14 protein-coding genes, 1 tRNA gene and 1 pseudogene are annotated in these 13,636 nt (G+C 72.2%); 4 read left to right on the top strand and 12 right to left on the bottom strand.

The window, feature by feature from the left end; all coding sequences use genetic code 11:
* Positions 1-273: 273 nt before the first annotated feature.
* Complete coding sequence (locus CK485_RS01335) at positions 274-741, bottom strand: hypothetical protein (protein ID WP_109445932.1); 468 nt, start codon at positions 739-741, stop codon at positions 274-276.
* Positions 742-981: 240 nt separating this feature from the next.
* The gene (ugpC, locus tag CK485_RS01340) at positions 982-2,100 is read right to left on the bottom strand and encodes a sn-glycerol-3-phosphate ABC transporter ATP-binding protein UgpC (RefSeq protein WP_109445934.1); all 1,119 of its coding nucleotides are present in this window, start codon (positions 2,098-2,100) and stop codon (positions 982-984) included.
* Between the two features lie 297 nt (positions 2,101-2,397).
* Between ugpC and CK485_RS01345 the strand changes: the two genes are divergently transcribed.
* Positions 2,398-2,471: transfer RNA gene (locus CK485_RS01345), tRNA-Thr, on the top strand.
* A 129-nt stretch (positions 2,472-2,600) separates the two neighbouring features.
* Here the strand turns inward: CK485_RS01345 and CK485_RS01350 are convergent.
* Positions 2,601-2,762 (bottom strand): integrase, encoded by a 162-nt coding sequence (locus tag CK485_RS01350; RefSeq protein ID WP_342673445.1) that lies wholly within the window; start codon positions 2,760-2,762, stop codon positions 2,601-2,603.
* Positions 2,763-2,831: 69 nt separating this feature from the next.
* Between CK485_RS01350 and CK485_RS01355 the strand changes: the two are divergent.
* Positions 2,832-3,320, top strand: a pseudogene (locus tag CK485_RS01355) (hypothetical protein); the annotation flags it as partial.
* 35 nt (positions 3,321-3,355) lie between these two features.
* Here the strand turns inward: CK485_RS01355 and CK485_RS01360 are convergent.
* Positions 3,356-4,627, bottom strand: coding sequence for a VanZ family protein (locus tag CK485_RS01360; protein WP_109445936.1), 1,272 nt, complete (start codon positions 4,625-4,627; stop codon positions 3,356-3,358).
* 154 nt (positions 4,628-4,781) lie between these two features.
* Here CK485_RS01360 and CK485_RS01365 point away from each other — a divergent pair, with 154 nt between their 5' ends.
* Positions 4,782-5,225 (top strand): hypothetical protein, encoded by a 444-nt coding sequence (locus CK485_RS01365; RefSeq protein ID WP_109445938.1) that lies wholly within the window; start codon positions 4,782-4,784, stop codon positions 5,223-5,225.
* A 117-nt stretch (positions 5,226-5,342) separates the two neighbouring features.
* Here CK485_RS01365 and CK485_RS01370 read toward each other — a convergent pair whose 3' ends face one another.
* Positions 5,343-7,217: a prolyl oligopeptidase family serine peptidase gene (locus CK485_RS01370; protein ID WP_109445940.1), complete on the bottom strand. Its 1,875-nt coding sequence runs from the start codon at positions 7,215-7,217 to the stop codon at positions 5,343-5,345.
* Positions 7,218-7,550: 333 nt separating this feature from the next.
* Positions 7,551-8,024 (bottom strand): SAM-dependent methyltransferase, encoded by a 474-nt coding sequence (locus CK485_RS01375; protein ID WP_241968052.1) that lies wholly within the window; start codon positions 8,022-8,024, stop codon positions 7,551-7,553.
* Positions 8,025-8,141: 117 nt separating this feature from the next.
* Here CK485_RS01375 and CK485_RS29985 point away from each other — a divergent pair, with 117 nt between their 5' ends.
* Entirely contained in the window at positions 8,142-8,276 is a 135-nt protein-coding gene (locus CK485_RS29985) for a hypothetical protein (RefSeq protein ID WP_275124544.1), read from the top strand.
* Between the two features lie 13 nt (positions 8,277-8,289).
* Here CK485_RS29985 and CK485_RS01380 read toward each other — a convergent pair whose 3' ends face one another.
* The 6 genes from CK485_RS01380 to CK485_RS01405 all read right to left on the bottom strand — a co-directional run bounded on the left by CK485_RS01380 (position 8,290) and on the right by CK485_RS01405 (position 13,178).
* Positions 8,290-8,880 carry a DUF4291 domain-containing protein gene (locus tag CK485_RS01380; RefSeq protein WP_109446527.1) on the bottom strand — a complete coding sequence of 197 codons (591 nt, stop codon included), beginning with the start codon at positions 8,878-8,880 and terminating at the stop codon, positions 8,290-8,292.
* A 63-nt stretch (positions 8,881-8,943) separates the two neighbouring features.
* Positions 8,944-9,564 (bottom strand): DUF1707 domain-containing protein, encoded by a 621-nt coding sequence (locus tag CK485_RS01385; protein ID WP_109445942.1) that lies wholly within the window; start codon positions 9,562-9,564, stop codon positions 8,944-8,946.
* A gap of 42 nt (positions 9,565-9,606) precedes the next feature.
* Complete coding sequence (locus tag CK485_RS01390; RefSeq protein WP_109445944.1) at positions 9,607-9,837, bottom strand: hypothetical protein; 231 nt, start codon at positions 9,835-9,837, stop codon at positions 9,607-9,609.
* A gap of 126 nt (positions 9,838-9,963) precedes the next feature.
* Complete coding sequence (locus CK485_RS01395) at positions 9,964-11,358, bottom strand: hydrolase (protein WP_109445946.1); 1,395 nt, start codon at positions 11,356-11,358, stop codon at positions 9,964-9,966.
* Positions 11,359-11,509: 151 nt separating this feature from the next.
* Positions 11,510-12,124, bottom strand: coding sequence for a hypothetical protein (locus CK485_RS01400; protein ID WP_241968053.1), 615 nt, complete (start codon positions 12,122-12,124; stop codon positions 11,510-11,512).
* Positions 12,125-12,137: 13 nt separating this feature from the next.
* Positions 12,138-13,178 carry a rod shape-determining protein gene (locus tag CK485_RS01405; protein ID WP_109445948.1) on the bottom strand — a complete coding sequence of 347 codons (1,041 nt, stop codon included), beginning with the start codon at positions 13,176-13,178 and terminating at the stop codon, positions 12,138-12,140.
* Positions 13,179-13,636 lie beyond the last annotated feature (458 nt).

Raw genomic sequence — 13,636 nt, forward strand, 5'->3', positions numbered from 1 at the left:
CTGTGACGATACGGGGTGCGGGCCCCGGCAAGGAGCCGTACGCGACGAGAACGACGTCAACTTTCGGGGTCAACCGGCGTACTCACGGTTAACGGGAGTTGACGCGAGCCGGCTGCCGGGGCGGAGGCGCGGTGGTTCGGTCGAGGGGGAGTGGCGGGCGCCGCGCGAGGCGGCGGGTCGTCGTGGTGCGAGCCCGCCCGGAGGCCGACGTGGACGGGTACGGGACGCCCGTGGGCGCCGGACGCGTCCGGGGCGCCGGCCTCCGTGGCCGGGTCAGCCGGCGGAGGCGCTGTCCGCGCCGTATCCGGTGCCGTAGTCCGTGCCGTCCGTGCCGTTCGCGCCGGAGGAGACGCCGACGGCGAACGACGTGTCGCACACCGGCCGCGACCACGACTGCGCGCGCTGCCGCCCGTACTTGGCGACGGCGGCCCGGCCGAGGGCGCGGGCGATGGCCGAGCAGTAGCGGGCCAGGGTGGGCCGCTTGGCCATCTGGACCTGGAGGTCGGTCAGCGCGGCCCCGGGGTTCTTCCGCTGGAGGTCGGACAGGAGCTGCCGGCGCAGGACGTCCTGCGGGGCGTTGGAGGGCTCCGTGCCGCGCTTGGTGGAGGCGGTCAGCACCTGCGCCTGGGAGGGCGACACGGCCCACGGGACGCGGGTGACGGCGAGGGTCCCGGACAGTACGAGGACGACCGGGAGCACGAGTGCGAGAGTCTTGCCGATACGGCGGGCTGCCTGGTTCACGTCCGTGATGGTAGCGAGCAGTAATGATTTGGCGACATTTAGTCACCCTCAAGAGGGAACGAAGTCGCTGGATCGGGGGGTTTTTCTTGACGCATGGACGGCGAACTCCTCACGATCGCAGCCCAATTGTCGACAAACGGCGACGGCCACCCGCCGTACGAGGGCAGGTGGCCGTCACCGTTCATCGAGGGATGTCCGGGGCGTATTCAGGGCGCCCGGGGCCTCCGTAGCGCCCGGGGCTCAGTCGCTGAGGCGTTCGCCGGTGGAGGTGGAGAAGACGTGGGTCTCGCCCGCGCGGGGAACGACGTGCAGGACGTCGCCCTTGAGCGGCACCGAGCGCCCGCCGACCCGTACGACGATGTCCTTCTGCTCGCCGCCGACCTCGGCGGTGCCGTAGACGTAACCGTCCGCGCCGAGTTCCTCGACCACGTTGACGGTGACGGCGACGCCCGCGGGCTCGTCCTTGGACAGCGACTTGGCCTCGCCGTCCGCGATGTCGAAGTGCTCGGGCCGCACGCCGACCGTCACCGTGCGGTCGCCCTTGTCGACCGCGGCGGCCACGGCCTCGCGGTTGACCGGGACGATGCTGTTGCCGAACTTCACGCCGCCGTCGGTGACCGGGACCTCGACGAGGTTCATCGCCGGGGAGCCGATGAAGCCGGCGACGAAGAGGTTGGCGGGCCGGTCGTACATGTTGCGCGGCGAGTCGACCTGCTGGAGCAGGCCGTCCTTGAGCACGGCCACCCGGTCGCCCATGGTCATCGCCTCGACCTGGTCGTGGGTGACGTAGACGGTGGTGGTGCCGAGGCGGCGCTGCAGGCCCGCGATCTGCGTGCGGGTCTGCACGCGGAGCTTGGCGTCGAGGTTGGACAGCGGCTCGTCCATCAGGAAGACCTGCGGCTCGCGCACGATGGCGCGTCCCATCGCGACGCGCTGGCGCTGACCGCCGGACAGCGCCTTGGGCTTGCGGCCGAGGAACTCGGTGAGGTCGAGGATCTTGGCGGCCTCCTCGACGCGGGTGCGGATCTCGGCCTTGCTGACGCCGGCGATCTTCAGGGCGAAGCCCATGTTGTCGGCGACGGTCATGTGCGGGTAGAGCGCGTAGTTCTGGAACACCATGGCGATGTCCCGGTCCTTGGGCGGCAGGTGGGTGACGTCGCGGTCGCCGATGCGGATCGCTCCGTCGTTGACGTCCTCGAGCCCGGCGAGCATCCGCAGGCTGGTCGACTTGCCGCAGCCGGAGGGCCCGACCAGGACGAGGAACTCCCCGTCCGCGATGTCGATCTCCAGCTTGTCGACCGCGGGCCGGTCGGAACCGGGGTAGACGCGGGTCGCCTTGTCGAACGTGACAGTGGCCATGGTGAGAGGTCCCTTCACCGGCAGGAACGTGCCGGACGATCCGAGTAAAGGAGGTCTAGTCCACTGCACGCAGCGAACTGCGCGTGACGCTACCTGTCGCGGGAGCGCTTGTCAGTAGCCGGAAGCGGTGGATTCCGTGGGACGCCGCGGATTCCACCGGCTTCCAGGCCGAGGCCGGACCCGCCCGGCGGCGCCGAAGACCGGGAACGCTGAAGCGGGTCGGCTTCCGTCCCGCCCCCGTGGCGCACGCTTGGTACCCTTCAGGTGACCCCGTACGGCACGGCCGCCCGGGGCCAAGCCTCCTTAGCTCAGCTGGCCAGAGCACCGCTCTTGTAAAGCGGGGGTCGTCGGTTCGAACCCGACAGGGGGCTCTCGGCTTCCGAGCCGCAGGTGGTACGACGAAGGCCCAGGTCGACCGGTGGTGAGCCGGTGGCCTGGGCCTTGATCGTGTCGGGCCGCGGATCATGACGCTTCGGCGGTCGTGCCAGATCCGTGCCAGATCAGTTGATCTTGCCCTTCGTCCCCTTCGGGTCCTTCCTTCCGCCCTTCGCGTTCTTCCGGGACTTCTTGATCAGGCGGTCGACGTGGTCGGCGATCTGCTGGTCGCGTCCGCCGACGAGGTGCTGGTAGACCATGGCCGCGCGGACGGTCGAGTGCCCCATCCTGTGCATCAGCTCCCGCGTAGTCGCGCCGCCCGTCGCCGCGAGGGTGTTCCCGGTGTGCCGGGGATCGCGATGGAGGCCCGCGCGCTCGCCCGTACCGGAGACCGGCGGGCCTGCGAAGCCGCGCTTACCGAGGCCGCACGCGCGCTGGACAGCCGCAACAACGACGACGAGCCCGAGTGGATCACCTATTTCGATGAGGCCGAACTTGCCGCCGAGGCCGCCCATTGCTTCCGCGACGTCCGCAGCGCCCGCCAAGCCGTCGCCCACGCCGAGAACGCGATGAGCGGCAGCCACGTCCGCAGCGACTTCTTCGCGACGATGGTCCTGGCCGACGCTCACCTCCACGCCGACGATCCCGAGGAGGCGTGCCGAGTCGCCCTCGACGCGCTCGATCTCGGCGAACAACTCAAGTCGGCCCGATGCGTGGCCTACCTCACGGAGTTCCGACGCCACCGCACGTTCCAGGCGTCACCGACCGTCCGCGAATTCCACGAACAAGCGCGGGAGCATCGGCTGTGGGCCGCAACGGCGACCGTCATTATGCAGTCACGATAGACATCGTGAGGCTCCTCGGGGCACTGTGCGCACGATCACGTCGAGGGTGGAACAACCTGTCCAGTGACTGCGTCGATGACGACAGGTGTGCCTGGCGAACCCGCTGCTCCCACGGTCACTGCCCAGCAGGGCCGCCAACGACCGTCCTCTTGTTGGGCGAGAAGGAAGGCGGCCTGAACAGGGCCAGGATTCTGTTTGGCAGCTATGGCGAGTGCCTGAGCCCTTGCGATCTTGACTGCGGGAACGGCTGGGTCGGGCACGTTCCGCGACGTGAACTGAACTATGTGCCCGCCCGGATCGACCTCGATGTCGAGTCGCATCGGCTCCAGTAGGCCGTCAGAGGCACGGTAGCGCCGGTACTCCACGATCCTCCGGGCCTTGGTGGGATCGATCCTGAAGACCTTCGACGTCGCCCCTGCGGCGTCGCGCGGGAACCAGCGTCGAGCGAAAGCGTCGGCGGTTGCCCGAGCTTCCCTGTCTGATCCGCCGGTCGAGGGCAGTGGCTGGAATCCTAGGGTGCCCTGGTTGAGCTGGCCGGACGGCCATTCGACGCTGAAGGACCCGGTATCGGTGGTGACAAGGAGGAGTTCCGGGACTTGAGCGAGGGCCGCTTGGTCCTGCACTCTGACGACCTTCGTGTGGACGCCGAAGAGGGCTTCCGCATCGCGGTTCGCCAGTGCTTCCTGGGTTGAAGAGTGCGAGTCCGTCAGGGGGGTGTCTTCCCACTGCGGTTGAATCACCCCTCGCTGCACCATAGCGAGCGCGACTGCGCCGGCCGCCAAGGGGGCCACCGCCCAGACAGCCTCACGACGGGTCGGTATGAGAAAGCGCTGTCGTGTCGAGATCCAGAGGCAGGCGGCGCCCACCCCTGCTATCGCCCCAGCAGAATTCGTGACGAAGTCCTGGGAGTCGCAGGCGCGCCCAATGTGAGGAATCAGGGCTTGCAGGGTCTCCGTTGTCGCGGACAGCAGGAGGCATCCGGCCAATAGGGCCAAGGGCTTGCGGAGGGCCAAGACACCGAAGAGCCCCAGTGGCACGTACATGGCCACGTTCATCAGGCCTTGCTGATCGCCGAACGCGGCGGCGAAGTCGTAGCTGTAGAAGCAAACGTAGGAAGCAGCAGCGTGCTTGCCGGTCGGGTACAGCGTCGCGGTCAGCTCCGCGGCTAAGGAGACCCCGAACAGGACTGTGGTCCACGTTGGTGTGCGGCCTCGGGACAGACGCCACGCGGCGACGCCGAACAGCACGGCAAGAACGAAGAAGGTGGGCATCAGGTCCGGGTTGGCGCCCAAGATCGCGCGGAGCATGCAACGTCCTTCGGCGGGAAGAGGGGAAGGCCTGCACCTCGTGTGACGCGGGTGCAGGCCTTCCGGTGCCTCTCTTGCGGTGTCAGTACCTCAGCAGTCGTCTACCGGAGGGGTCTGGAACGTCCCCTGGCCGGAAACCGACAGGGTTCCCACGATGGGCGCGCATGACGCCGGGTACTGGTTCTTCCACTCGAACGTCTTGGTCTGGCCCGAGGTCTGGCTGAAGGCGCCGTTGTCGTGGTGGATGCTCGATCCGTCGTCGTACTCGAACCGCGCCGTGATCGTGCCGGTGTGCGCAACTGGGCGGCAAACTGGGGCCCGGGAACTGGCTACGTTCCCGGGCCCCGTCGCGTCGTTGCTCCGGCGTCCCGTCGCGGCACCAGTCCCGTCCCGTCGCGAGGTCGTCGGCGAACCGGTCGACGGCAACAAGATCTGGTACCGGCTGCGCGACCGCGTCGGAGGCCAGCTCGCCTGGGTCACCGCGCGCTGGGTGCGCAACACCGGCAGGGTTCCCGCCTCCCCGCCCAGCCCCCGCCTGACCCGGCAGGAGACGGCCCCCGTCGAGCAGAACACCCGGCAGGAGAGCCCGCTGGGCTGACGTCGAGTACCCGGGCGCCCCAGCCCCAGCCAACCGGGCGCCCGATCCCCACTCGGGCGCCCGGGTCCGCCAGGCCCGCGAAGCGACGACCGCGACGGCCCGCCAGGGCCGACCGGATCACAGATGTCGGTCCAGGAACGCCCGTATGCGGTTCATGACGTCCGCCTGGTGTGTCGGGTCGGAGAAGACGTGACCCTGCCCGGCGTAGCGGACGAATTCGTGGGGCACCCCGAAGTGGCGCAGCGCCCGGTGCAGGTAGACCGCCTGAGCCACGGGGACGTTCGTGTCCTGCTCGCCGTGCAGAATGAGCACCGGAGCGGTTATGGCCGCGGCGTAGCTGATCGGGCTGACCGCGTCGTGCGAGTGCGGCCCGGGACCTTCCCAGCCGTGGGAGCCGCTGTATCCGGCCTCCTCGCGGCCGAGTTCGCCGAACGCGGTCTGCATGCCCCAGTCGGCGATACCCGCGCCGACGATCGCGGCGCGGAAGCGGTCGGTACGGGCGGCGGCCCAGGCGGCGAGGTAGCCGGCGTGGCTCCAGCCGGCGATCGCCAGCCGGGCGGGGTCGGCGACGCCGTCGGCGGTCAACTGGTCGATGCCGGCCAGGACGTCGTCGAGTTCGGCGCCCCCGAGGTCGCCGACGACCTGGGCCGCGAAGGCCGGGCCCCGGCCCAGACTGCCGCGCGGGTTGGGCAGCAGAACGGCGTAGCCCCCGGCCGCCAAGTGCTGTGCGGACACGTAGGAGTTGAACTGCAACGCGTCCGCGTACCGCGCGTACGGGCCGCCGTGCACGAGGGTCACCAGGGGCAGCGGTCCGTCCGCCCGGCACCGGCCGGGGGGCAGCACCAGCAGGCCGTCGAGTGGCAGTCCGTCCGGTGCCGTCCACGTCAGGCGTTCCTGCGGTCCCCAGTCGACGTCGCGGAAGTGAGGCCTGGTGTCGCTGAGTTGGCGCGGCCCGCCGCCGCCGGAACCGAGGGCGAACACGTCGTTCGGGGTGTGGGGTCCGCTGATCCGCAGTGCCGTCACCTCGCCGTCCCGGTCGGTGGCCAGTGAGGAGGCCAGCCCCCGTACGCGGGCGATCTCCTCGAAGTCTCCCGCCGCGGGGCGGAACCGGCGCACCGAGGTGTCGAGCCCGTCGGCGAACAGGGCCAGCGGCCCGCCGGAGGACTGGACGAGTTCGACCGGACACGTGGTGCCGGACGGTGTCAGATCGCGCAGAGGGCCGGGCGCCACGCCCTGCGGCGGCACCGTGGCGTCCAGCACGGTCAGACCGCCTACCGGCCCCGGCGGGACGACGCCGAGCAGCGCGATGTGCCAGGCGGTCCCGTCGTGCCACCACACGGGACTGGACGCGTTGAGCGGCAGCGGACCCATGTCGCGGGCGGTGTCGTGACGCGGGTCGACGACGTGCAGCCGGGCGGTGAACGCGCCCGGTTCGTCGGCGGGTTCGTCCCAGCTGACGACGGCGAGCGCTCCGCAGTCCGGCCGTGCGGCGGCCGCGGTGACGTGCCGATCGCCCAGCGCGGTGAGCTGCCGGGGTGCAGTGTCGCCTGGGGTGAGCAGCATCAACCGTGCGCCGGCCGGGGTTTCGTCGCCGGTCCAGACCGTGATGCCGTCCCGCGGCTCCTGGCGGTCCGGCTCGCCGACCAGCACGAGCAGGTCACCGTCCAGCGGAATCACTTCGCCGATCGAGCCCGTCCACGCGGTCGGCGCGGCCTGGACCCCGTCGAGCCCGAGCCGGACGAGTCCGCCGTCCGCCAGGTGGATCAGCGCGCCGGAATCAGGGGTCCAGCGCGGCCGCGACACCCGGCGGGTCCCGTCGGTCAGGCGCCGGGCGGGGGCCGAACCGTCGGCGGGCGCCACCCACAGCGCGGCGTACGGCGCCCCCTGCGACACCACCGGCCCGGTCACCCATGCCACCCAGCGACCGTCGGGGGACACCGCCGGCGCCGAGGGCGACCATCCCCCGTGCAGCAACTCAGGCGTGATCGACATCGTGCACCTCCCCGGTGATCAGGACGGCCCGAGCCTATGGCGATGCCGTCCTGCGCGCCGCGCAGTTCTCGGCCTCCTCGTGCCGACGACACCGCCGGCCTGGAGGTCCATCTGCACCGGGAGTTCGCGCCTGGTCGAGTTCACGCAGGAGCCGCGGGCGCTGGAGTGGCGGGCCAGTAAGGCGGGTTGAGCGCGGCCCGCTGTCCGCCCGCCCCGCCTCAGCGCCCGCCTCAGCGCCCGCCCGGCCTCAGCGCCTGCCCCCCGCGTCAGCGCCTGCCCCCCGCCTCAGCGCCCGCCTCAGCGCCCGCCCGGCCTCAGCGCCTGCCCCCCGCGTCAGTAATACCCGCGCATCAGCTGCTTCGACCACTCCGGCTGGGTCACCTCGCCGCTCGGCGCGAACTCCGCCATGTACGGCTTGATGTCGAGGACCGGGGTGCCCGCGACCGCGTCCAAGCCGCTGACGTGCAGGTCCAGGCCGTCCACCCGGTGGAGGCGGCAGCGGGAGACGCCCAGGCGGTTGGGGCGGTTCTTGCCGCGCTGGGCGAAGATGCCGACCAGCGGCCAGTCGGGGTTGCCCCGGGGGCGGCGGGCGCCGGTCTCGATCTTCTCCGGCGGTACGCGGTCGAAGTGGAAGACCACCTCGATGTGCGAGAACGCGTCCAGGCCGTACAGCGCCTCCGGCGTGAAGCGCGCGGCGTCCAGGCGGATCACCGCCTCCACGTCCTGCCAGGCGTCGTCGAAGACCTCCGCCCGTCCGCCGACCACGTGCGCCACCGGTTCCACGACCACCGTGCCGTCGTCGCTCACGACAACTCCCCCTTGACCACAGTTCCTTGGGCGCGTCCTGTGCGCGCCCCGGTCCGATCCTCGCACCCGCTCCGTCCGCCACGTCACCCGGGCCTCGTGCGCGGTAGCCTGCGAAGTATGAACGCCGGACTCAAGCGGCAGCGCGAGCAGGGGATGGCCGGCCTGCTGGGCGCGATGGTGACGGCGCGGGCCCTGGCGGTCGGCGTGATCGTCCTGGTGATGCTGGCGCTGCTGCTCGTACGGCTGGTGTGAGCGCGGCCCCACGTCAGGCCAGGTGCGTCAGCAGGTCGTCCGCGGCCGGGTAGGGCCGTTCCAGTGGGAGCGCTGCCCTGGCCTCGTCCTCCCGCCCCTCGCGTACGAGCGCGTGGACGTGGTGGGCGAGCGGGGTGACGTCGGTGATGGCGACCGTCCACTCGTCGGCGTAACGGCGTGCCGCCTCGCCGGACAGGCCCAGTTGGAGCGAGCGGTACGGCAGCGGGCGCAGGTGGAGGTCGCGTTCCGGATCCCACTGCACCCGGGCCGGCGCCTCCTTCAACTGCCGCCGCCAGGACGGGAGATCACTGTGGACGCCGCGCGCGTAGTGCGACAGGCAGGCGTGCCGCAGCGCCCACTCGAAGCCCTCGCGGGTGATCTCGACGGCGAGGACCGTCTCCTGGTCCTGCTTGGCGCCCCAGCCGCAGCGGTACATCATCCACAGGAACGAGGGCTTGATCCACGTCATCCGCTCCCGGCTCCAGGACGCGGGGAAGCGGCCGTCGCGGGCGGCGGGCAGGCCGATGGACGGCGCGTAGGCCTGGTAGACGGTGACGGTCGAGTCGGTGTGCAGCGCGCGGACGCGGTGGGTCGGTGCGGTCACCGCGACAGCCTGCGGCAGCGGCAACGGGACGCGCCACCGCGTTTCCGGCGGCCCCCTCGGCGCCTACTTCGGCGGGCGGCGCAGGAGCCGGGCCCACAAGCCCCTGCGCGGGCCGCGGATGACGACGTTGCCGCTGCGGACGCTGCCGCTCATGGTGACCGTCAGCCGGCGCGGCAGGGCGGGGTCGGGGTGGACGCGGTGCCGGATGCTGCCGCTGCGGACGGACACGGCGTCGACGTCCACCATCACGTCGGGCGGCACGACCAGCCGGACGTTGCCGCTGCGCACCGAGATCGCCAGGTCCAGCTCGGGGTGGGAGATGGCGGCGGTGGTCAGGTCGATCAGGACGTTGCCGCTGGTGGTCTCCACCTCCAGCCTGCGCGGGACCGCCCACGGGCCGCCGCGTTCCAGGTTCCCGCTGGTGGCCTGGAGCCGGACCAGGTCCTTGACCGGGGCGGTGGGCGTGACGGTCGCGGCGGCGGACTCGGCTGGCAGGTCGCGCAGCAGGACCTCCAGCTCACCGTAGGTGCGGGCGGTCAGCGCGGTCTCCAGGCGCTCGTCCAGCTCCTGCGCCGTCAGCCGTCCGTCGCCCGCCGCGACCCGCAGCCGCTCCACCACCCGGTCCCGGTCGTCGTGCGAGGCCCGCAACTCGCGCCGGTCCGGCAGCATCTCGCCATCAGCCATGGCCCGCACCCTATCCGGCGCGGCGCGAAGCGTCGCCGGGCGTCACTCGTCCGGGAGGTGGTCCCAGATCTCGCCTTCCTCGACCAGGTAGAAGCCGGCCTCGCGGGCGATCCGCCGGGCCTCGGCCTTGCTGCGCAGCGCGGCTTCCACATGGGGGTCGGCGGTGGACTGCCCGGGGGCGGGCGTGGTGTGCCACACCTCGTAGACGACGCGGCCGTCCGCGTCGCGCATGAGGATCATCAGGGGGGCGTCCGCCTCCGGCTTGTCTCCCATAAATGGACAATATCTCTCATTGTCCTGGTTTGCATCGCTGTGCGCTACGGCGTCACCACCGAGCGCTCACCGGCCGCTCACCGGCCGCTCGTCGGCCGCCACCTGACTCCTCGGCCGTCGCCCGGCTCACCGGCCCGCCCGGTCCCCGCCGGCGGACCCCGCGAAGCGGATCTGCGGATGGCAGGGGGACGGCCCGTCGAGCAGCGTGCTGTCGCGACCGCGCAGCCAGCGGTCGAAGAACGCGGTGAGGTACGCCTCCTGCGCGGCCACCGCCCGCGCCGGACCGGCCGTGCCGACCAGAGCGGTGACGGTGGATCGCGGCAGCCGCAGCTGCCGGGCGATCTGCGGCACCATCGACTCCGCGTCGGTGAACGACGCGTGCCGCCCGCCCAGCAACGTCAGATCGCGCCGCCACCCGTCGCTGTGCTCCCACAGCAGCCCCCAGGACGGCACGGTCGTGTGGTCGTCGCCCTCCTCGCCCATCAGCATGAACGGCTTCCGCAGCCCGGAGCGCGCGACCGGGAACGGGTTGCCCGGCGTGTGGTCGTCCTGCTCGTACGCCAGCACGCCGTCCATGTCGACGCCCGCCGCCAGGCGCGGGTCCTCGTGCATGGTCTCCAGCGCCGCCATGCCGCCCGCCGACTGGCCGAACATGCCGACGTGGTGCGGGTCCAGGGCCCCGGCGAGACCGCGCGGCAGCCGCCGTCCGTCCGCGTCCGGGTCGTGGCCGGCGGCCAGCGCGTCCACGGCGTCCAGCACGGACCGGGTGTCGGCGACCCGCGCGTCCACCGTCCTGCGCAGCAACGCGATCACCTTCGCCGGATCGCCCCCGGTCGCCGCGAGCGCCGCCGGGAGGACGGACTTCTCGACCCGCCCGTGAGGGAACTCCACCGCCGAGGCGTCGTAGGTGTGGTCGATCGTGACGACGACGTAACCGTGACTGGCCAGCTCGTCGCCGAGCGTCGTGCCGAGGGTGCGCGGGTCGCCGACGCCGGGGGAGTAGAGCACCACCGGCAGCCGTCCGCGCCCGCGCGCCACCGGTGCGCCCTCGTGCGCGTACGACAGCGTGCCCGCCCAGTCCACCTTCCCCTTCGGGATCTTCCCGCCGAAGTTGTCGAGCGCGTCGAACCCGGCCGCCGCGCCCGGAAGCATCTGCGGCGCACGCGGGTAGCGGTCGGCGTCGCGGGCCGGGTACCGCACGCTCACCATCAGCTCCCGGTACGGCACCGAGGGCACCCAGGGGTCCTTGCGGGAGTGGTCCACCAGCCGCAGTTCCACGGTGCCGACCTGGTCGGGCCCGGTGGGCCGGGGCAACGTGAGACGGGCCTGCCCGGTCGTGGCGCCGGACGTCCCGGTGACGGCGGTTCGCGTGGCGGCGGTGGCCGGGGCGGCCGTGAGAGCCGTGGCCGTGAGCGCGGTGACGGTGAGCGCGGCTCCCAGGCCTGCAAGGCGCCGCCGGGTCGTAGCCGAACTCGCCCGCCCGGTGGGCGGGTTGACGGGTCGTCGGTGTGCGGAGTGCATGGGTTCCCCGTTCGGTCGTGCGTGGTGATGGCGTACGTGTGATTCGCCGGACGGCTTCCAGGGTCCGCGTGGGCGGGGTGGGAATGCCATCCGGCGGTCCGCAGAACCACGTTCGGGTTATCCCCCGGAGCCACTCGCGCCGGACGGGCCGTCAGTGACCGCCGACGACCTTCACCATGACGATGCCGAAGCCGATCATCACGTCCGCCGTTCCCGCGAGCAGCGCGGCGACGCGTCCCTCGCCCATCCGCAGGCCGGTCACCGTGCTCCACGCGAACAACTCGGCGAGGTCCACCCCGCAGGCGGTGTACATCGCGACCGGCAGGCTCATCAGGCCCAGCGCGGAGACCCCGGTGAACGCCAGCGGGCCGACCGCGCTGAGCAGCAGCGGGCTGCTGGTGTACAGCATCTGCCGGAACTCCTCGCTGCGGGCGTAGCGGTGGGCCACCGCCCGGTGCGCCTGCTGGTCGGCGACGAAGGTGGCCAGCCACACGCCGACCGAGGTGCCGAGGATCGACCACACCGCGTCCTCGTGGTTCGCCGTGCCCCCGACCGCCAGGGACACCACGACCGCGAGCATCGTGATCGTCGCGTAGACGCGTTCCTTGAGACGCTCCTTGAGCAGGACGTTGGCGAGGATGGGCTGCGTGAAGGCCGGGCCGCCCAGGGCGGACCCGTCGGAGTCCGCGGCCTGCTGCGGCCCGGCCGTGTCCCGGTCCGGCCGCCGCGCCCCGCCCTCGGCGTCGTCCGGTGTCCTGTCCGGCACGGCGTGGACCGCCTCAGCCGATCGACTGCACCGACTCCAGGGCCATCGGCCGCGCCTTGCCCTCCACCATCGCGCCCAGACCGCGCACCGCGCAGTTGCCGGGGCTGTCGGCTACGACCAGCGGCATGCCCGTGGTCGTGCGCAGCATGGTGTCCAGGCCGGGCAGCAGCGCGCTGCCGCCCGCGAGCGTGATGCCCCGGTCGGCGAGGTCGGCGACCAGGTCGGGCGGGCAGCGCCGCAGCACCGCGCGGATGCCGTCGAGCACGGAGTTGAGCGGGGTGCGGATCGCCAGCCGGACGCTCTCGGTGTCCACCCGGACCGATCGCGCCAGCGCGCTGGCCGCGTCCATGCCGTGCACCTCGATGCTGGAGGGGCCCTGGCCGGCCGCCGTGGTCTCCAGCATCCGGTGCAGCGGGCGGACCGCCTGGCTGGGGAGCATCAGGGCGTGCTGGTTGCGCAGGTGCTGGATCACGGCGCGGTCGATGACCTCGCCGCCGACCGGGATGGTCTCGGCCGCCACGATCGCGCCCAGCGACAGCACCGCGATCTGGGTGGTGGCCGCTCCGCACACCACGATCATCGTGGCCTCCGGGTACTCCACCGGCAGGCCGCAGCCGACCGCCGCCGCGATCAGCGTGTCCACCAGCTCGACCCTACGGGCGCCGAGACCGGTGAGGGTCTCTACGGCCGCGCGCTGGGCCATCGGCTCGCTGCCGTGCGGCACGCAGACGGCCGCGCGCATGATCGGCTTGCGGCGCCACGCCTTGCTGAGCTTGTCGCCGATCAGGTGCCGCAGCATGCGCTGCGCCATCTCGACGTCGACCACGATGCCGCTGGCGATCGGGCGGACCACGCGGATGTGGTCGGGGGTGCGGCCGATCATCCGCTCGGCGGTCTCGCCGACCGCGACCAGCGATCCGGTGTGGCAGTCCACGGCGGCGACGCTGGGCTCGTCCACGACGAGGCCGGTGTTCTTGAGGTAGACCCTGGTCCTGGCGGCTCCGAGATCCACGGCTACGGAGCAGCGGCGCAACTGGTCGAGGCTGGCGGTCATGGTCTGTCGAACCTGCCCTTGGTCGGTCCATCCTGCCCGGGTGCCCCGCCGGGGTGCCGTCCGGCGGCTGCCGTCCGGCGTCGCTCCCGCCCGGGGTGTCGTTCGGCCGAATTTTCGGACGATATGTCAGCCATGTTCCATGGGGCGGGCGTTGTGTAATCCGCCGCCCGGGGAAATCCGCCGGAAAATGCGCCGGTTGGGTGAGCGCACGCGGGGGCGGGCGGCGGCCGGGCCGCCACCGTTGAGCCTCTTCCGCGCGTCCCTCGTCGTCCGCGCCCGCCCCGGCCGTCCGGGCCGCCCGCCCGGCCGCCTCCCCGGCGCCGCCCGACGGCCCGCCTCCCCGGCGCCGTCCGCATCCGCGGCGCCGCCCGACGGCCCGCCTCACCCGGCGCCGTCCGCATCCGCGGCGCCGCCCGACGGCCCGCCTCACCCGGCGCCGACCGCAGTGACCTCGCCCC

This window comes from Streptomyces sp. ICBB 8177 (assembly GCF_003144095.1).
GTDB lineage: Bacteria > Actinomycetota > Actinomycetes > Streptomycetales > Streptomycetaceae > Streptantibioticus_D.

Bases quoted from the DNA above. Each gene is read 5' to 3' on its own strand.
- CK485_RS01405 (WP_109445948.1), bottom strand. From the start codon at position 13,178: ATGACCGCCAGCCTCGACCAGTTGCGCCGCTGCTCCGTAGCCGTGGAT.
- CK485_RS01365 (WP_109445938.1), top strand. From the start codon at position 4,782: ATGGGCGCGCATGACGCCGGGTACTGGTTCTTCCACTCGAACGTCTTG.
- CK485_RS01385 (WP_109445942.1), bottom strand. From the start codon at position 9,564: ATGGCTGATGGCGAGATGCTGCCGGACCGGCGCGAGTTGCGGGCCTCG.
- CK485_RS01370 (WP_109445940.1), bottom strand. From the start codon at position 7,217: ATGTCGATCACGCCTGAGTTGCTGCACGGGGGATGGTCGCCCTCGGCG.
- CK485_RS01350 (WP_342673445.1), bottom strand. From the start codon at position 2,762: ATGGGGCACTCGACCGTCCGCGCGGCCATGGTCTACCAGCACCTCGTC.
- CK485_RS01395 (WP_109445946.1), bottom strand. From the start codon at position 11,358: ATGCACTCCGCACACCGACGACCCGTCAACCCGCCCACCGGGCGGGCG.
- CK485_RS29985 (WP_275124544.1), top strand. From the start codon at position 8,142: ATGAACGCCGGACTCAAGCGGCAGCGCGAGCAGGGGATGGCCGGCCTG.
- ugpC (WP_109445934.1), bottom strand. From the start codon at position 2,100: ATGGCCACTGTCACGTTCGACAAGGCGACCCGCGTCTACCCCGGTTCC.
- CK485_RS01360 (WP_109445936.1), bottom strand. From the start codon at position 4,627: ATGCTCCGCGCGATCTTGGGCGCCAACCCGGACCTGATGCCCACCTTC.
- CK485_RS01390 (WP_109445944.1), bottom strand. From the start codon at position 9,837: ATGGGAGACAAGCCGGAGGCGGACGCCCCCCTGATGATCCTCATGCGC.